The 17,426-nt window shown below is 65.8% G+C and carries 21 protein-coding genes; 8 read left to right on the plus strand and 13 right to left on the minus strand.

The features are described 5' to 3' along the window. Positions 1-109: 109 nt before the first annotated feature. From RSPPHO_RS17695 to RSPPHO_RS21480, 5 genes are all read right to left on the minus strand, one after another. Complete coding sequence (locus RSPPHO_RS17695; RefSeq protein ID WP_014414635.1) at positions 110-1,003, minus strand: D-alanyl-D-alanine carboxypeptidase family protein; 894 nt, start codon at positions 1,001-1,003, stop codon at positions 110-112. After that, the gene (locus RSPPHO_RS21475; protein WP_014414636.1) at positions 970-1,323 is read right to left on the minus strand and encodes a D-alanyl-D-alanine carboxypeptidase family protein; all 354 of its coding nucleotides are present in this window, start codon (positions 1,321-1,323) and stop codon (positions 970-972) included. Before RSPPHO_RS21475 ends, RSPPHO_RS17695 begins: the two co-directional genes overlap by 34 nt. Continuing rightward, entirely contained in the window at positions 1,320-2,279 is a 960-nt protein-coding gene (locus RSPPHO_RS07350; RefSeq protein WP_157879129.1) for a site-specific tyrosine recombinase XerD, read from the minus strand. Before RSPPHO_RS07350 ends, RSPPHO_RS21475 begins: the two co-directional genes overlap by 4 nt. Further along, positions 2,276-3,541 carry a hypothetical protein gene (locus tag RSPPHO_RS19785; protein ID WP_014414638.1) on the minus strand — a complete coding sequence of 422 codons (1,266 nt, stop codon included), beginning with the start codon at positions 3,539-3,541 and terminating at the stop codon, positions 2,276-2,278. The genes RSPPHO_RS07350 and RSPPHO_RS19785 overlap by 4 nt, the downstream gene beginning before the upstream one ends. A gap of 391 nt (positions 3,542-3,932) precedes the next feature. Further along, positions 3,933-4,067, minus strand: coding sequence for a hypothetical protein (locus RSPPHO_RS21480; RefSeq protein WP_277905318.1), 135 nt, complete (start codon positions 4,065-4,067; stop codon positions 3,933-3,935). A 118-nt stretch (positions 4,068-4,185) separates the two neighbouring features. Between RSPPHO_RS21480 and RSPPHO_RS19790 the strand changes: the two genes are divergently transcribed. The 4 genes from RSPPHO_RS19790 to RSPPHO_RS07375 all read left to right on the plus strand — a co-directional run bounded on the left by RSPPHO_RS19790 (position 4,186) and on the right by RSPPHO_RS07375 (position 7,972). Further along, the gene (locus RSPPHO_RS19790; RefSeq protein ID WP_157879130.1) at positions 4,186-4,851 is read left to right on the plus strand and encodes a shikimate kinase; all 666 of its coding nucleotides are present in this window, start codon (positions 4,186-4,188) and stop codon (positions 4,849-4,851) included. Further along, the gene (gene aroB / locus RSPPHO_RS19795; RefSeq protein WP_041794718.1) at positions 4,848-5,957 is read left to right on the plus strand and encodes a 3-dehydroquinate synthase; all 1,110 of its coding nucleotides are present in this window, start codon (positions 4,848-4,850) and stop codon (positions 5,955-5,957) included. The genes RSPPHO_RS19790 and aroB overlap by 4 nt, the downstream gene beginning before the upstream one ends. Before the next feature lie 161 nt (positions 5,958-6,118). Continuing rightward, positions 6,119-7,384, plus strand: coding sequence for an HlyC/CorC family transporter (locus RSPPHO_RS07370; RefSeq protein WP_014414641.1), 1,266 nt, complete (start codon positions 6,119-6,121; stop codon positions 7,382-7,384). 12 nt (positions 7,385-7,396) lie between these two features. After that, on the plus strand, positions 7,397-7,972 hold the full coding sequence (locus tag RSPPHO_RS07375; protein ID WP_014414642.1) for a DUF2889 domain-containing protein: 576 nt from the start codon (positions 7,397-7,399) through the stop codon (positions 7,970-7,972). A gap of 70 nt (positions 7,973-8,042) precedes the next feature. Here RSPPHO_RS07375 and recA read toward each other — a convergent pair whose 3' ends face one another. The 8 genes from recA to flgB all read right to left on the minus strand — a co-directional run bounded on the left by recA (position 8,043) and on the right by flgB (position 15,291). Next, a complete protein-coding gene (gene recA, locus RSPPHO_RS07380; RefSeq protein WP_041794719.1) occupies positions 8,043-9,119 on the minus strand; it encodes a recombinase RecA in 1,077 nt (358 codons plus the stop codon). A 121-nt stretch (positions 9,120-9,240) separates the two neighbouring features. Next, complete coding sequence (locus RSPPHO_RS07385; protein WP_014414644.1) at positions 9,241-11,730, minus strand: hybrid sensor histidine kinase/response regulator; 2,490 nt, start codon at positions 11,728-11,730, stop codon at positions 9,241-9,243. 29 nt (positions 11,731-11,759) lie between these two features. Then, complete coding sequence (flhB, locus tag RSPPHO_RS07390) at positions 11,760-12,827, minus strand: flagellar biosynthesis protein FlhB (protein WP_014414645.1); 1,068 nt, start codon at positions 12,825-12,827, stop codon at positions 11,760-11,762. A gap of 21 nt (positions 12,828-12,848) precedes the next feature. After that, positions 12,849-13,607 (minus strand): flagellar biosynthetic protein FliR, encoded by a 759-nt coding sequence (gene fliR, locus RSPPHO_RS07395; RefSeq protein ID WP_041794720.1) that lies wholly within the window; start codon positions 13,605-13,607, stop codon positions 12,849-12,851. Between the two features lie 96 nt (positions 13,608-13,703). Continuing rightward, entirely contained in the window at positions 13,704-13,970 is a 267-nt protein-coding gene (gene fliQ / locus RSPPHO_RS07400) for a flagellar biosynthesis protein FliQ (RefSeq protein WP_014414647.1), read from the minus strand. 30 nt (positions 13,971-14,000) lie between these two features. After that, positions 14,001-14,336, minus strand: a complete 336-nt coding sequence (gene fliE, locus RSPPHO_RS07405) for a flagellar hook-basal body complex protein FliE (protein WP_014414648.1) — start codon at positions 14,334-14,336, stop codon at positions 14,001-14,003. Between the two features lie 103 nt (positions 14,337-14,439). Beyond that, positions 14,440-14,850, minus strand: a complete 411-nt coding sequence (gene flgC, locus RSPPHO_RS07410; protein WP_014414649.1) for a flagellar basal body rod protein FlgC — start codon at positions 14,848-14,850, stop codon at positions 14,440-14,442. 33 nt (positions 14,851-14,883) lie between these two features. After that, positions 14,884-15,291 carry a flagellar basal body rod protein FlgB gene (gene flgB, locus RSPPHO_RS07415; protein ID WP_041794721.1) on the minus strand — a complete coding sequence of 136 codons (408 nt, stop codon included), beginning with the start codon at positions 15,289-15,291 and terminating at the stop codon, positions 14,884-14,886. A 284-nt stretch (positions 15,292-15,575) separates the two neighbouring features. Here flgB and RSPPHO_RS07420 point away from each other — a divergent pair, with 284 nt between their 5' ends. The 4 genes from RSPPHO_RS07420 to fliP are packed head-to-tail and all read left to right on the plus strand — an operon-like array spanning position 15,576 to position 17,425. Then, positions 15,576-15,923: an EscU/YscU/HrcU family type III secretion system export apparatus switch protein gene (locus tag RSPPHO_RS07420; protein ID WP_014414651.1), complete on the plus strand. Its 348-nt coding sequence runs from the start codon at positions 15,576-15,578 to the stop codon at positions 15,921-15,923. After that, positions 15,920-16,237 (plus strand): hypothetical protein, encoded by a 318-nt coding sequence (locus RSPPHO_RS07425; RefSeq protein WP_014414652.1) that lies wholly within the window; start codon positions 15,920-15,922, stop codon positions 16,235-16,237. The genes RSPPHO_RS07420 and RSPPHO_RS07425 overlap by 4 nt, the downstream gene beginning before the upstream one ends. 34 nt (positions 16,238-16,271) lie before the next feature. Then, positions 16,272-16,655: a FliO/MopB family protein gene (locus tag RSPPHO_RS07430; protein ID WP_014414653.1), complete on the plus strand. Its 384-nt coding sequence runs from the start codon at positions 16,272-16,274 to the stop codon at positions 16,653-16,655. Continuing rightward, entirely contained in the window at positions 16,652-17,425 is a 774-nt protein-coding gene (gene fliP, locus RSPPHO_RS07435) for a flagellar type III secretion system pore protein FliP (protein ID WP_014414654.1), read from the plus strand. The genes RSPPHO_RS07430 and fliP overlap by 4 nt, the downstream gene beginning before the upstream one ends. Position 17,426 lies beyond the last annotated feature (1 nt).

Here is a 17,426-nt window from a genome sequence, read left to right on the forward strand (position 1 = left end):
CCGGAAAGCGCGAAAGGAATACCCCAGGCCAGAAAATGTCAAGAGTTTGGCTGAGATGCCCCAAGAACAGAGGGGTCTGGGGAGGCCCCGCCTCCCCAGCCTTCCCTTCCTATCGCGCCGCCCGGCGCAACCGCGCCGCACTGGCCACATCAGCCCGGATCATCTCCGGCGTGCGCACCAAACACCACTCCCCCGCCGCCTGACGCTGCCCGCAAATCCGACGCGCCGTGGCCTCGGGCAGCCCCCCCACATACCCCGCCCACCGCATCAAGCCGGTCCCCGCACGCGGCAAGGTATAAGCCACTCCCCCGACCCGCGCCGCCACCCGGGCGGCCAGCGCCCCGGCCTCGCCCTGGGTTTTACCCAATCCCACATCCAAGGCATACCCGCCGCCGCTCAGGCGCTCGCCCACCGCCGCACTGACCACGCTCCCGGCACAAAGCGGGGTGCGGGCCCGGTTGTCGGCCACCGGACGCACGGGGCCGGGGGGCTCGGGGTCGGTGATAAAAGGGGTTTTTTCCGTCAGTTCCACCGCCCACGCCTTCTGGAGCAGGGCCTCGATCCGCCCGGTGCGCTCGGGCCCGGTGGCCGAGCCCAGCAAGACGCCAATCAGGCGCCGCCCGTCGCGTGTTACCGAGCCAACAATGTTATAGCCCGACGCACAGGTGAACCCGGTCTTCATGCCATCGGCGCCGGGCACCCGCCCCAACAAGGCATTGTGCCCGGCCATCGGCCGACCCTTGTATGAAAAGCCCTGCAAGGCAAACAAGGCGCGGTGCTGGGGAAAGTCCCGCCCCAGGGCCAGGGCGAGCACGGCCATGTCGCGCGCCGTCGTGTGCTGCGCCTCCAAGGGGGCCGGCAACCCCGAGGCGCTGGCAAAGCGGGTGTGGCGCAGGCCCAGCCGCTGGGCGGTCGCCGTCATGCGCCGGGCAAAGGCTTCCTCCGAGCCCTCCAGCGCCTCGGCGATCATCACCGCCACGTCATTGGMCGATAGCCCCAGCAAGGCRCRCAGGGGCAGTCCATCACCGGCACCGTCTCGCCCGGCGCCAGCCCCACGACCACCGGAGCGGTCGCGGCGGCGCGGGCCGAGGCGGTGAAGCTGTCGGTGGGCTTGAGCCGGCCGTCGCGCAGGGCCTCGAACACCAGATAGGCGGTCATCATTTTGGTGAGCGAGGCCGGCGGAATGCGAAGGTCCAGGTCATTGGCCAGCAGCACCGCCCCGGATCCGGCGTCCACCACCACGTGGCTCTCGGCGGCGCGCCCGTCCGGGATCGCCAGCAGGACCAGGAGGGCCGCCCCGCCAAGCCACCCCGCCGCCCTCATGCCTTGGGCCGGCGGGCGTGGGCCAGCGGATGGGCCGAGCGCACCAAGGTGCTCAGGCGCTCGTCCAGGACATGGGTATAGATCTGGGTGGTCGCGATGTCGGCGTGCCCCAGGAGCATTTGCACCCCACGCAGGTCGGCGCCGTGGCTCAACATATGGCTGGCGAAGCAATGGCGCAAAACGTGGGGAGAGACCTGGCTGGGCGGGATCCCCGCCGCGACCGCGAGTTCCCCCAGCATTTTGGCAAAGCCATCGCGCGTTAGGTGGCCCTCCCGGGCATCCGAGGGAAACAAAAACGCCTGGGCCCGACGCTGGGCCGGCCCCTCTGGCGGCAAGGTCTCGGCCCGCACCGCCAGCCAGGCCCGCACCGCCGCCCGCGCCGGCTCGCCCAAGGGCACCAAGCGGTCTTTGTCGCCCTTGCCGCGCACCACCATCATCTCGGGATCACGGGCCACGGCGGCCAGCGGCAGGCCGACCAGCTCCGACACCCGCAAGCCGGTGCTGTAGAGCAACTCCATCAAGGCCCGCAGCCGAACCCCTCGCCCGCCCTCAACCCGGTTGGCCGCCGCGATCAGGGCGGCCACGTCGGCTTCCGAGAGCACGCGCGGCAGGGGCCGTCCCTGGCGCGGTCCCTCCAGCCCCAGGGTGGGATCGTCCTCGCGGTGGCGCTCGGCGCGCAAAAAACCATGGAACTGACGCAAGCACGCCAAACGCCGGGCCTGGGTGCGCGGCGCCAGCCCCGCCGCCGCCATCCCGCCGAGATAGGCCCGCACCAGCGCGCGCGAGACCGACACGGCGGTGGCGTCATGGCTTGCCAAAAACGCCCCGTAGTCCACCAAGTCGCGGTGATAGGCCTCCAAGGTGCGCGGCGCCGCCCCGCGCTCGGCCACCATCATTTCCAAAAAAGCCTCGCTCTGGGCCCCGAACCCGGTCGGCAGGACGGAGGCCTCCCTCATGCGCGCGACCCCAGGGCTTCCACGGCCAGGGCGCGGGCCTCCTCGACCAGCCCCACCTGCTCCAAGGCGGCGCATACCCGGGCCAGAACCTCGGCGGACGCCTGCACTGGCCCGCCGGCCTCTCCCAAAACCGCGAGCGCCAGCAACGCCACCCGACCCCGCCGGCCCAAGGCGGCCTCCTGCTCCAGACGGCTCAAGGAGCCCGACGCCGCCGGGCGGCCCAAGGCGACCGGGGCCTCGGGGCGAGACAAGGCTTCCGAGGCCAAGCCATGGCCCCCCGCCACGCGGTCGAGCGACGCCAGAGCCTGGGCCAGCGGCGCCAGCTCGGGCCGCACCCGGGCTTCGTCTTGCAGCAGCCACAGCCAGCCCGCCCCGTGCGCGACATCGCCCGCCAGATACAAGGCGCGGGCCATCTCCGGGGCGGCCTCGGCCAAGGACCGCTGGACCGGGACGCGGGCCAGGGCCGGAGCCAAGACCCGGGCCACCGTTTGATACAACGCCGCATCGCGCAACCGCGTCGCGGCCAGGACTTGCAAGGCGGCGGGAAGAGCCTGCGACAGGTCGCCCCCGCCGAGCACGGCGGGATCGACAAGCACCGCCCCCTCGCCAACGGCATTGCGCAGGCTCTGGACCAGGGCGGCCCGGGCCAGGGGCGTTTGGCCGCTGGGGCTGGCTCCGGCCTCGGCCTGAGGGGTATCGCCATAAAGAAACACCAAGGCCTCGGTGGGCAAGGCGCCCCGGGCCTCGGCCCGCTCGGCGGCCTCCAAACGAACCGCCGGGGCGCTGGGCCCCGACAAGGCCACGGCGCGCAACAGCCACGGGGCGGCGTCTTTCAGCAAGGCGGCGGGCACCGGCTCTTGCGCCTCGCGGTAAAGCACGACATCGACAGCGTCGCTCAGGGTGGGCTTGCGCAAGCGGGCCTGGGACAAGCCGGCCAGACGCTCGGCCAGAATCAAGAAGGTCTCGTCGGCCTCCCGGGTTTCGCGCAACAAGCCCATGCCCAGCGCGGCGGCCTCGCCTTGGCCGCTGCGAGCCTCGCACACCACCCGGACCCGCAGACCATGCCGGGCGCTGGCGGGATCGCGATCGTCTTCCGGGGGGGCGGCACACACCGCATCAAGCTGGTCTTGCAGCATCAGGGCATCGCGGCGCCCCCGCTCCAGGGCGGGCGGCAGGGATCCCAATGGCGCCTGGGCGAGCAGGGCGATCACATCGCCGTGCAGCCCGAGGCGAAACAACAGATCGACCCGCAGGGGCAGCAAGGTCCCTGCCGATGCGTCCGGCTCGGACGCGGGGGGCGGTGGCGGTGGTCAGCAGCACGCGACGGGCGAGGGCTGTCATGGCCCGCGAGGGCAAGCCGACCGGCACCCCGGCCAGCAGCGCCGCCGCCTCGCGTCGGGACAGGTCCCGCCACAGGTCCGCGCCCACGCCCTGCTCTTGCCCACGATTGCCCTCACCCAGCACCCCCAAGGCGTCGAGGTCCACCCCTCCCAAGGCCCAGATCTGGACCCCTCGCGGCCCGGGCAGGGCTTCTCCCAGGGCCGGCGGCGCCGCTGGGCGGGTCTCGAAGGGCATCAAGGGCACGGGACCTTGCGCCGCGCTCCCCCCCGCCCCCAACCCCACCCCCACGCCCCACGGAGCAGGCCCAGCCCTCTAATAACGGTCATTCGGGATGACCTTGACGATGGTCCGGGTGGGCGGGGCCATGTCCAAACTGGCCAGAACGACCCCCAGACCGACCACGCCAAGGATCACGACCACCAGGATGCTGCGAATGAGATAACGCATGGGACTCTTGTTCCAGAAACCGGGGAAGAGAGACGTGCGGAGAAAAATCGGTTCGACACGAAACCGATCGCGATAGGGTCTACCGGAACGCCCGGAAACTGTGTATGCAATCCAGACCATGACATCGCAAGCGCAGTGTACCGGCTCCCCTCTTTCGGATCAACGCCACCCGGTCGGCGGCCCGGAGGCCTCCGCCCCGTGCGCCCCCCTGGGCGATGGGTCTGCTCCCGGGTTGCAGCGGACCGTGGTTTTGGTGGGCCTGATGGGGGCCGGCAAAACCTGCGTGGGGCGTTGCTTGGCCCGCATGGCCGGCGTTCCCTTTGTGGATGCCGATGCGGAGATCGAGACGGCGGCCCGCCTGCCCATTGCCGAAATTTTTGCCCGCTACGGCGAGGCCGAGTTCCGAGCCACCGAGCGCCGGGTGATGGAACGCCTGCTGGAGCGCTCGCCCTGTGTGCTGGCCACCGGGGGTGGCGCCTTCATGGCCGAGGAGACCCGGGCCTTGATCCGGGCGCAGGGGGTCTCGCTGTGGCTGCGGGCCGACCTGGAGACCCTGGTGGCGCGCACGGCCGGACGCAGCCACCGCCCGCTGCTCAACACCGGCGATGCGCGCGAAACCCTGCGCGGCCTGATGGAGCGGCGCTATCCGGTGTATGCCGAGGCCGATGTGGTGGTCGATACCACCCAGGAGCCGCCGCACACCACGGCCCGGCGCGCCTGGGACGCCTTGGCCCGGACCCCGGCCTTTGTTGTTTCCCCGTCTTCCCCGGAGTTCCTGCCGTGATCACCGTGACCGTGCCCCTGGGCGAGCGCTGCTATCCCATCCACATCGGGGCCGGTCTATTGAGTCAGGCGGGCGCCCTGATCGCCCCGGTGATCCGCCGTCCCCGGGTGTTCGTGGTGACAGACACCGCCGTCGCCCCCTTGCACCTCCCCGCCCTGCTCGCCTCGCTGGATGCGGCCGGACTGGTCCATGACCATGTGGTCCTGCCCCAAGGCGAGGGCACCAAAAGCTTTGCCCAGTTGGAAAGCCTGCTTGAAACCCTGCTGGCCGCCCGGGTCGAGCGCTCGACCACCCTGGTCGCCCTGGGCGGCGGGGTGATTGGCGACCTCACGGGCTTTGCCGCCGCCGTGCTGCTGCGCGGCGTGGACTTCGTGCAGATCCCCACCACCTTGCTGGCCCAGGTGGACAGCTCGGTCGGCGGCAAGACCGGCATCAACACCCGCCACGGCAAAAATCTGGTGGGCGCCTTCCACCAGCCGCGCCTTGTGCTGGCCGATACCGCCGTTCTCGATACCCTGGGGCCGCGCGAGCTGCGCGCCGGCTATGCCGAGGTGGTGAAATACGGGGTGATCGACGACGCGCCGTTCTTTGCTTGGCTGGAGCAGCACGGCCCCGCCTTGCTGGAGGGCGCCCCTCAGGCCCGGGCCGAGGCCATCGCCACCGCCTGCCGGGCTAAGGCCCGGATCGTCGGGGCCGACGAACGCGAAAGCGGGCAGCGGGCCTTGTTGAACCTGGGTCACACCTTTGGCCATGCCTTCGAGGCGGAAACGGGGTTCTCCCGCACCTTGTTTCATGGCGAGGCGGTGGCGCTCGGCATGGTTCTGGCGCTTGATCTGTCGGTGCGCTTGGGCCTGTGCCCGGCCGAGGACGTGCTGCGCCTGACCCGTCACCTGGAAGACGTGGGGCTGGCCGTGGATCCAAGAGCGGTGCCAAGCGCCCCGGTCTGGGACGTGGACCGCCTGCTGGAGCACATGGGCCACGACAAAAAGGTGGCGGATGGCCGGATCACCTTTGTTTTGGCCCGGGGGATTGGGCGGGCGTTTCTGGAGCGCGAGGTTGACCCGCAGAGGGTGCGCGAGAGCGTGCGGGCCTTTGTGGGCGGGTGAAGGAAGGAAGGCTGGGGAGGCGGGCCCCCCAGGAATGGAGGGGTCTGGGGAGGCCCGCCTCCCCAGCCTTCCTTCCCTCCCTCGCTTAATAGGTATCGATTCGCTATTTTTCCGACTAAGATTGAGGCAGTCCCGCCCCGCCCGCCCGCCCCCTTGAGGCCATGACCGTCACCCTGATTGTCGTCTTGATTCTGATCGTGCTCTCGGCCCTGTTCTCCAGTTCGGAAACAGCGTTGACAGCAGCGTCCCGCCCCTTGATGCACGAGTTGGAGCGCGATGGCGATGGCCGGGCCAGTGTCGTCAACCGCCTGCTGCGCTCGCGCGAACGCCTGATCGGCACCATCCTCATCGGTAATACGGCGGTCAATATCCTGGCCTCCAGCTTGGCCACCAGCTTGGCCATCACGCTGTTTGATGAAGCGGGCGTCGCCTATGCCACCGTGACCATGACGGTGGTCTTGCTGATTTTTGGCGAGATTTTGCCCAAGACCTATGCGCTGATCCACACCAACCCGCTGGCCCTGCGCGTGGCGCCGATCATGGCGGTGCTAACGTGGCTGCTGTTTCCCGTCACCACTGTTTTCCAAGGCGTGGTCAAGGGGCTTTTGCATCTTTTGCGAGTTAGGCGCCCCCAGGACGCCGGGGGCGCGTTGGCCTTGTCGGAATTGCGCGGCGCTATTGAGCTTCACACCGCCGACAGCCCGGACAAGGCAGTCCGGGACGAACGCGCCATGCTGCACAGCATTCTCGATCTCACGGACGTGCCGGTCTCGGACATCATGATCCACCGCTCCAACGTGATGTCGATCGACGTCGAGCAGTCCACCCCTGACATCGTGACCCTGGTTCTGGAGAGCCCCTTCAGCCGCATCCCCCTGTGGCGGGAACGCCAGGACAACATCGTCGGTTTGCTGCACACCAAGGATCTGCTGCGCGCGGTGCAGGGGCACCGGGGGCCTTTGGAGAGCCTGAACGTCGAGCGCTTGGCCGCCCCCCCCTGGTTCGTGCCCGATACCACCACGCTGTGGAGCCAGCTTCAGGCCTTCCGCCAACGGCGCGAACACTTTGCCCTGGTGGTGGACGAATACGGCAGCCTGCTGGGCATCGTCACCTTGGAAGATATCCTGGAGGAAATCGTCGGCGACATCACCGACGAACACGACATCGTGCTGGCCGGGGTACGGCCCCAGCCCGATGGCAGCTTTCTCATCAATGGCGAGGTCACGCTGCGCGACCTCAACCGCGAGTTCGACTGGGCCCTGCCCGACGAGGAAGCGGCGACTCTGGCCGGCCTAGTCCTTCGGGAATCGCGGTCGTTGCCAAGGGTGGGGGAAATCTTCCAGTTTCACGGCTTTCGCTTCGAGGTCACCAAGCGGGTGGGCAATCGCTTGTCTCAGTTGCGCGTCACCCCTTTGACGCCGTCTTAAAAAAGGTCCCCCATGCCCCTGCCCCCTCCGTTGGCGCCGCGCGCGCCCTTGCACCACCGGCGCATCGACTGCCAGGGGTTTGAGCGATCCGATGGCCTGTGGGATATTGAGGGCCGCCTGATCGACACCAAGGCGTACAGCTTCCCCAACCACGATCGCGGCACGATCCACGCCGGCGACCCGGTGCACGACCTGAGCCTGCGCCTGACCATCGACGTCGGCTTAACCATTCACGCGGCCGAGGCGGTGATTGATGCCAGCCCCTTTTGTGGCTGCCCAGACATTGCCTCGGCCTACGGCGCGCTCGTTGGCTTGACCATCGGCCCCGGCTTTCGCGCCGAGGCCCGGCGCCGCCTGGGCGGACGGGCGGGCTGCACCCACTTGACCGAGCTTTTAGGGCCCCTGGCCACCACCGCCTTCCAAACCCTGCACCGAGCCCGCGAGGAGCGCCAAGACGCCGCCCAGGGCCAGATCAGCGCCTTGATTGACTCCTGCCATGCCCTGCGGGCCGATGGACCGGTGGTAGCGCGCGAATGGCCAGACCGAGCGCCCGCCCCTGACACCCCCAGGACCCAGCGATCCGTGTAAGCCTCGCCTTGTTCAAAGGAAAAGACCGAGGGGTCTGGGGAGGCCGCGCCTCCCCAGCCTTTTCTTTTCCTTACTCCTCGGCCGGGGCGTCGTCGGTGCCGGGGCTGCCGATCATCTTATCGGCGATCAGGCCGGCGTTGGCCCGAATGGCGTTTTCGATCTCCTCGGCCATGACCGGGTTGTCGCGCAGGAACTGCTTGGCATTCTCGCGGCCCTGGCCGATACGGGTCGAGTTGTAGGAGAACCACGCCCCGGACTTTTCGATCAGGTTGGCCTTGACGCCCAGGTCCAGGATTTCGCCCATCTTGGACACGCCTTCGCCATACATGATGTCGAATTCGACGACCTTGAACGGCGGGGCCACCTTGTTCTTGACCACCTTCACCCGAGTCTGGTTGCCGACGATATCTTCCTTATCCTTGACCGCGCCAATGCGCCGGATATCCAGGCGCACCGAGGCATAAAACTTGAGGGCATTGCCGCCGGTGGTGGTTTCCGGGTTGCCGAACATCACCCCGATCTTCATGCGGATCTGGTTGATGAAGATGATCAAGGTATTGGAGCGCGACACGGTCCCGGTCAGCTTGCGCAGAGCCTGGCTCATCAGGCGCGCTTGCAAGCCGACATGGGAATCGCCCATGTCGCCCTCCAGTTCCGCCTTGGGCACCAGGGCCGCCACCGAGTCCACCACCAGAACATCAATGGCCCCCGAGCGCACCAAGGTGTCGGCGATTTCCAGGGCCTGTTCGCCGGTATCGGGCTGGCTGATCAGTAACTCGTCGAGATTGAGCCCCAGCTTGCGACCATAGAGGGGGTCAAAGGCGTGCTCGGCGTCCACAAAGGCGCAACTTCCGCCTTTTTTCTGGGCCTCGGCGATGACGTGCATCGCCAAGGTTGTTTTGCCCGAGCTTTCCGGGCCGTAAATCTCGACAATGCGTCCACGCGGCAAGCCGCCGACGCCCAGCGCGATGTCCAGCCCGAGGGATCCGGTGCTGATCGACTCGGTTTCCACCACCCGTTCGCGCTGCCCAAGGCGCATGATCGAGCCCTTGCCAAAGGACCGCTCGATCTGCCCAACGGCTGCTTCCAACGCCTTTTGCTTGTCCATGGTATCCTTATCCACCAGGCGCAACACGCTTTGCGACATCTCCGCAGCCTCCTTATCCCACGGCGCCTTGCGACCGTGCAACCCGGGAACAGGGTACCTTTTTTGCCCCGAGATTCAAGATCAAAATGAGAACATAAGGAGACATTCAAAGAACACAGGGTTAAGCCAGCACCTCGCGAACCTTTTCGGCCAGGGCCTTCAGGCTGAAGGGCTTGGGCAGGAAATGGGTATCGGGCGCGTTCACCACATCGCCGCGGATCACGTCCTCGGAATAGCCCGAGATCAAAATGATGCGAAGGCCGGGACGCTCGGCCCGCACCCGCCCGGCCAAGGTAGCGCCATCCATGCCGGGCATGACCATGTCGGTGATCAACAAATCAATCCGCGCGCCATCGGCCAGCAGATCCAAGGCGCCCTCGCCACTGCGGGCTTCCAAGACGGTATAGCCCTTGTTGCGCAGAGCCCGGGCCCCGAACACCCGCACCGCATCCTCGTCCTCGACCAGCAAGATGGTTTCCTTGCCCGAGAGGTCGCGGGCCTCCTCTTCTTCTTCGCCACCACGGCGAGACGGTGTGGACGGCTCCGGGGCCCCACTGACGGCCACCGGACGCGCGGCGGTCTTGTCCGGGGCCTCACCGCGGGGCAGATAGATGGAGAAACGAGCCCCTTCCCCCAAGGTGGATTCGACGAAAATATACCCCTCTGTCTGGCGCACGATGCCATACACCGTGGACAGCCCCAAGCCCGTGCCAGCGCCGGCCGTTCCCTCGGATTTGGTGGTAAAGAAGGGTTCAAACAGGCGGCCCAGGTGCTCGCGACTGATGCCGGTGCCGGTGTCCACCACGTCGATCAGCACATAATCGCCGGGCGGCACCGCCTCGGCCCCTTGGCGCAGTTCGCTTTCAATTTTCTCGTGGCGGGTCGAGATGGTCAGGACTCCGCCCTTGGGCATGGCATCGCGGGCATTGACCGCCAGATTGATGATCACTTGGTCGAACTGTCCGGGATCAACCCGAATGTACCCGGGCTCGCGCCCATGCACGAGGCGCAGCGTGACCCGCTCGCCCAACAGCCGCCGCAGCAAGTGGGAGAGTTCCGACAAGGCGTCGATCACGTTGAGCAAGCGGGGCCGCAAGGGCTGCCGGCGGGAAAACGCCAGCAACTGACGCACCAGATTCGCCGCCCGATTGGCGTTTTGCCGGATCTGCATGATATCGGCAAAGCTCGGGTCGCCGATGCCGTGGCGTTGCAACAAAAGATCGGAGAAACCGATCATGGCGGTCAGCAAATTATTGAAATCATGGGCAACCCCGCCGGCCAACTGCCCCATGGCCTGCATCTTCTGCGCCTGGGCGAACTGCTGCTCCAGGTTCTTTTGCTCGGTGGTGTCGATCAGGTGGACCACCAGACCATCGGGCGGATCCTCGGGCCGCCCCGTCATCGGCGACAGGAAGACCCCCACCGACACCTCGCGCTCGCCGCGCAGCAGGCGAATATCGGTCTGGGCCCGGGGCAGGCCGCCCGCCAAGACGCGCGCCCCTTGCTCGGTCAAGTCGGCCCGATCATCGCGCACCGCCAGCGCGGCCAGCGGCTGATCGAGCACCCCATCGCGCTCGCGCCCGATCATCGCCAGGAAGGAGGCGTTACAATCCACAATCGCGCCCTCGGGGTCGGTCAGGGCAATGCCAACCGGCGCCCCGTCGAACAACCAAGGACGGCGCCGGCGCCAGTCTCCCTCGGCCATCCCCGCCGCATCGCCTTCGCCCTCGCCCTTGGGCAGGCGCAACACCACCGAACGCGTCCACAACTGGCCGGCGTCGTCGTAGGTCGATTGGCGTACCTCGGCATCGAAGGGCGGGTCGTCGAGCGGCAAAAAGCGCAGGCGTCCAGCCCACGCCCCATCGGGCTCCGGGGGAGCGCTGTCCATGAGGGCGGGCAAGGCCATGCCCATCATGGCATCCGGGTCGCGCCCCAACCACTGGGCCAGGGCCTGATTGACGTAGCGCAGACGGCCTTCCGTGTCGGCGGAATACAAGCCCACCGGCAGAAAAAACAAAAAGTCGGCCAATTCTTCCCGCTCGCGCAGCAAGACCTCGTCGATAGCGCGCCGGGCGGTGACATCGCGAGCAGACCACAGCCGAAAGCGGCGATCCGGGCTTGGCGTGACCGAAACCCGCAGCCATTCAGGCTCCCCGGTCAGCGCGTCGGGATCGGCGAGCGGTAGGTCCACCTCCTCGCGCAAGCCGGCGCGCGCCGCCTCGGCGAGACGATCCAGGGCGTCGTGGGCCATCATTTCGCCGTGCAGCCGCTCTTGCAGCCACCCCAGGGGGCCCGCCTCACCCCACAGGGCGCGGCCCTGCGCATTCGCCAGCCGTACCCGGCCGGCGGCGTCGGTCACTTGGCGTGGTCCGTCCTCGGCATCAAGAAGCAAGAGCGCCTCTTCGCCCCAAGCGGCGCGGATGCGCCACAGCGTCAAGGTTCGGCCCAGGGCCAGCAGAGATCCCAAGGCCACGGCCGCCCCCGGCGGCGGCGGCCCATCCGGCCAGCGGCCCCCCCCCTCCCAGAGCGGACCATAGGCCCGCCGCAATGCTCCCCGCCAATCCAACGCCCACGCCCCAAAGGGCGGGCTCGCGTGACAGCCCCGCGTCACTCATCGTCCGGCTTTCTCATGGCGGACCCTTACAGCGCGTTCTTTTTGAGGCGCATCACGTAGCCGATGACCTCGGCCACGGCCTTGTAGTGGTCGGGGGGAATTTCCTCATCGATCTCAACGGCGGCGTGCAAAGCGCGGGCCAAGGGGGGATTCTCAACGATGGGCACTTCGTTCTCCTCGGCGACTTCACGGATTTTGCGCGCAATGAAATCCTGACCTTTTGCCACCAGAACCGGCGCACTCATCGACTCCATATCGTATTTGAGCGCCACCGCGAAGTGGGTCGGGTTGGTAATAACCACGCTGGCTGTCGGGACCTTGGCCATCATGCGTTCGCGCGAGCGCTGAATGCGCAACTGCCGAATCCGCCCCTTAACCTGGGGGTCACCTTCCATGTTCTTGTGTTCGTCTTTGACCTCTTGCTTGCTCATTTTTTGGTCTTGGGTAAACTGATACTTCTGATAAGCAAAGTCAAAAACAGCGATAGCCCCCTCAACCACACAAACAGCCATCAAAAGAACGACCAGAAGATCATAAAGGTCCTGCAAGGTGACCAGAAGATCTTGAGCCATCATCTTTTCTGGAGAGCGCAGGCGCGGGCTCATGATGGTCCACACCACCGCCGACACCACCAGAACCTTGAGAATCCCCTTGATCCCCTCGACGATGGCTCGCACCGAAAACAGCCGTTTGAAGCCAGAAATCGGGTTGATCTTGTTGAAGTCGGGCGCCAGCTTCTTGGGGGCCCACAGCAGGCCAAATTGCGACAGCCCCCCCAACACCCCCACCGCCACAAACAACCCTACCGGCAAGGCCAGCAGCAGGCCAATGTCGAAGGTCAGGCGGGCCATGAGTTGTTGCAACTCATCGACCCCCAGGGGAAAGGCATGGGGTCGCTCGAGAAAGGGGCGAACCTCTAAGGTCAGGCGGCCGGCAATCCAAGGCGCCATGGTGCCCACCGCAACCAACGCCCCCATCAGCATGACAAAATGCTTGATTTCCTGGGACTGCGCGACGTTCCCCTCCTCGCGCACCTGCGAGAGGCGTTTGCCCGTGGGGTCCTCGGTTTTGGAATCCTTGTCTTCATCGGCCACGGCGGACTCTCCGGGAGGCGGTCACGGGACCAGGGGCCGCAAGCCCTGCTCAAAGGCCTTGAGAAAGCTCATCAGGATGAACGGCCCCGAGGTCATGAGCAAGCCGAGGCCAAAAATGATCTGAGCCGGCATGGCAATGAACATGACGTTAAGCTGGGGCATCAGTCGGGCGATCACCCCCAAGGTGGCGTTGAAAATAATGCCATAAACCGCAAACGGCGCCGCGATCTGGAAGCCCAGGCGAAAGCCATCGCCCATGATCTGCACCAAAAGGCGAACCGCATCGCCGGTATCAGGCAAGGCCCCCGGCGGAAACACCGCATAGCTGCCAAAAATGGCCTCAATCATCACGTGATGCAGGCCCATGACAAAAATCAGGACCATGACCAACTGACTGAGCAGGCCACTGACAATGGCGCTTTGCTGCGAAATCATGGGGTCGAAGGCCTGGGCCATCATCAAGCCCGTGGAAAAGCCGATCACACTGCCAGCCAACCCCACCGAGACCAGCAAGAACTGCGCCATGATCCCAAGATAGAGGCCAATACTGACCTCCATGAATAACAGCATCACCAAGGTGGTGCTGGAGGTCGGCTGCGCGGGGAGAACGTCGGCCACCGCCGGCAGGCACACCGCGCTGATCACCACCGCCAACACCAAGCGAATGTTGGCCGTCACATAGATGGCGGAGAACCCCGGCATCATCATGAGAGCCGCGCCGACGCGGGTGAACACCAAGAGCAGGTGAAAGACGTTCAGAGCCAGTATGTTCTCAAGCACCCGGGTCTCCCTGGCGCGGGGCCATGCCGGTCGGGGACAGCGTCGCCCCGCCAAGAGGGCGAGGCCCGCCGATCGCGTCCAAACCGCCCGCGCCCGTCACGGCAACGTGGCGGCAACATCCATGAGGTGCGTCATGAACTCGGTCATCTGCCTCACCATCCAAGGCAGGCTCAGGAGCAAGGTGCCAAAGACCAGCAAGATCTTCGGCACAAAGACCAGGGTCATTTCCTGGATCTGGGTCAGGGTTTGGACCAAGGCGATGGCCACGCCGATCACCATGCCGACCAGCAAGGCCGGCCCCGAGACCAGGATCATCAACCACACGGCCTCGCGGGAGAGATCAAGGATCAGACCTTCTTCCATGGGACATGCCTTCCCGAGACCAGAGCCGTCTTAAATCGGCATGCGCATGATGGATTCGTACGCACTCACAACTTTGTCGCGTACTGCAATCACGGTCTGCAAGGTGCTCTCGGCGTTATTGACCGCCATGACAACATCGCGCAGGTCTGCCTTGCCCTCGATGGCGAGGCGAGAGAGCTTTTCACTCTGACGCCCGGCATTCAGGGTCTGTTGCAAGGAATCCTGGATCAAGCCAGAGAAACTGGCGCCATCGTCCAGCGTTTTGGCAGCACTCTCCCCGGATTGGGCCGTCAGGGCCGTGGTCTGGGGAAACATGCCGGCCGCGGACTTGTACGCGGAAACGGCACTGGCAAAATCAACGGCCATGGGATCCTCCCTGAAAGCCTGGACGACAACCGCGCCCCACTCATCACGTTTCCCCCAAAAAGGACCCCCGAGGCTTTCTCCCGGGGGCGGGGGAACCTTTCGGCTACTTCAACAACTCAATCGTGCTTTGGGTCATTTTTCGCGTGAGACCGACCACATTCAGGTTCGCCTCATAACTGCGTTGGGCCTCGCGCATGTCCATCAACTCCACCATGGGATTGACGTTGGGAGCCAAGACGTAGCCCTTGTCGTCGGCAGCGGGATTGCCGGGATCGTATTTGCGATTGAAAGGTGTCATGTCCTCACTGACCCGTCCCGTCTTGACGAGCGCGGTCCCGATTTCGCGGTCCACGACATTGCGAAACGACACGATACGCCGGCGATAGGGATCCTCGCCCTGGCGTTCGGCGATGGAGTCGGCGTTGGCCATGTTCTGGGCGATGGTCCGCAGCCGCTCGGTCTGGGCTTTCAGGCCCGAGGTGGCAATTTTGGCCGATTGCTGCAACTCATCCATGACGCCGCCTCCTCACCCTTTCTGCGTTGTGCCTTAGCGCGCCCCGCGCGTCACCATTTTGATCATGCTGAGGTGTTTTTTGACCAGCTCGGTGGCCAGGGTATACTGGTTTTTGGTTTCCGAGAGCCGGGACATCTGCTCTTCCAGGACCACCTCGTTGCCATCGGCGGAACTTTCAAAGGGATAGCGTTCCTCGACCATGCGGAAGGTGCCGGGGTCGGGAGCCACCGAGGCCTGATGGCTAGCGTCGGTTCGCACCAACCGCGTCCGGTTGTTTTCGCTCACTGCCAGCTTGCCGAAGTCGAGTTTTTTCAGGTCGTGGGCCCGGTACTTCGGGGTATCGGCATTGGCCACGTTCTGAGCCAGGATTTTCTGGCGCTGCGTTGCCCAATCCATTCGTGTCTGCGCCATCTGGAACAGCGCCAGCTTGGTTAGATCCATGGTGTCGGATCCCTTTCTCACGCCGGGCCGCAAGAGGCGACCGGCCTGTTCCTTTGGGGCGGAACACGGGCTTTGGAGAGGACAAGGCAGCCCGCCTCTTGCGAGTGTCGGCCCTCGCCCATAACAAACCGTTAATACCGTATTTTCACCCCGGGTGCCAAGCCTTTCGACACATGACCTTTGCCCAGGCGGCGACGGCCGGCGCCGCCCCGTTAAGGCTTCATTAACGCCTTCTTAACAGGCCTTCGGGAAGATAGCGTGGGCTCAGGGGCGCGACGAGAGCGATGCCCGGGCTGCGGCGAAAGGACGACGCGGTGAGCACTCCAGGCGACAAGGATCCCCAAACACGGACCAAGGCCGTGGCGCTGTCCTATGACCTAGCCGGCGATGACGACGCGGTGCCCCGGGTGGTGGCGTCGGGACAGGGCTTCGTGGCCGAGCAGATCCTGGCCTTGGCCTTCGAGCACGGCGTGCGGGTGCGTCAGGATGCCGACTTGGTGGAGATCCTGGCGGCCCTGGATCTGGAGAGCGAAATTCCGGTCGAGGCTTTCGCGGCCGTGGCCGAAATCCTGGCCTATGTCTATCGCCTCAACGGGGACCTCCCCCCCTTGCCCGGGGATCCGCCACCATGACCTCGCCCGACCGCCTGGACGCGATCGCCGATGACCTGGAAAAGGTGGCTTCCGTGATCGCCACGGCGCGCCGCCTTATTGACGACGCCCGATCCGTTGAGCTTGGGGTTCTCGACAGCAAAATGAAAGCGGTGTGCTTGGCCGTCCTCGCCCTGCCGCGCGACGAGGGCCGCTTGTTCCTGCCGGCCCTGGAGGCGATGATGACCAGCCTGGATGCCCTGGAGGCGGCCTTGCGCGCCCATGCCGGCCCCCCGGCCGATCCGCGTGGCGCCTATCAGGCCTATGGCCGGCTGGGACCGCCGCCCCCCCCCTGATGACCCCCAGGACCTTTGATCCAGGACCCCCGACATGGCCAGCCCGTCTTTTGCGGTGGATCCCTCCACGTATGTCACGTTCGTCCTGGCGCTGGTTTTTGTCATTGGCCTGATCTTTCTCATGGCCTATGGCCTGCGGCGCTGGGCGGGGGCGATGGGCCCCTTGCGACGGGGCGGCCGGCGCTTGGCCCTGGTCGAGGCCCTACCGCTTGACCCGCGTCATCGACTGGTGCTTGTGCGACGCGATGACGTCGAGCATCTTGTGGTGATCGGCGCCTCTTCGATTGTGGTGGTTGAAACGGGCATCCCCGCGCCCATTCCCCCGCCCCCCCTGCCGACCCCGCCGTCGTTCGCCCGCGCCCTGGCGGTGTTTCGCCCCGCGCCCTCCCCGCCCCCGCCCCCCGGACAGAGCCCATGAGTTTTGCCCCGCGTCACGCCTTGTTGCCGCTGCTTGCGCTGTTGCCGCTGCTGGGTGTCTTGCTGCTGCCCGATCCCGCGTGGGCCCAATCGCTGAACCTTGACCTGGGTCCTGACTCCGGCTCGACGACGGCACGACTGTTCCAGTTGGTGGCCCTGCTCACCGTCTTGAGCGTGGCTCCGGGACTTCTGATCATGGTCACCAGTTTCACGCGCATTGCCGTGGTACTGTCGATCTTGCGTCAGGCCCTGGGCACCCAGACCACACCGCCCAACATGGTCCTGATCAGCTTGGCCATGTTCATGACCTTTTTCATCATGGCCCCGACCTTTCAGCAGGCCTGGGACGACGGCGTTGCCCCTTTGATCCGCGAGGATATTACCGAGGAGCAGGCGTTCGAGCGCACGGTCGAGCCCTTCCGGGCTTTCATGCTGCACCATGTCCGGCCCAAGGACTTGGAGCTGTTCGCCAAGTTTCGCGGCGAGAAGGCTGAAACGGTGGAGCAGGTGTCAACGTGGTCCCTGGTGCCCGCCTTCATGATCAGCGAGTTGCGCCGGGCGTTCGAGATTGGCTTTTTGATTTACCTGCCGTTTATTGTCATCGATATGGTGATCGCCTCGGTCTTGATGTCGATGGGCATGATGATGCTGCCGCCCATGATGCTGGCGATGCCGTTTAAGCTGATTTTCTTTGTGCTGGTGGATGGCTGGTATTTGGTGGTGGGCTCGTTGCTCTCGAGCTACAGCACGGTGCCCGGCGTTGGGGGGTAAG

The sequence above is a fragment of the Pararhodospirillum photometricum DSM 122 genome (assembly GCF_000284415.1).
Taxonomy (GTDB): Bacteria; Pseudomonadota; Alphaproteobacteria; order Rhodospirillales; family Rhodospirillaceae; genus Pararhodospirillum; species Pararhodospirillum photometricum.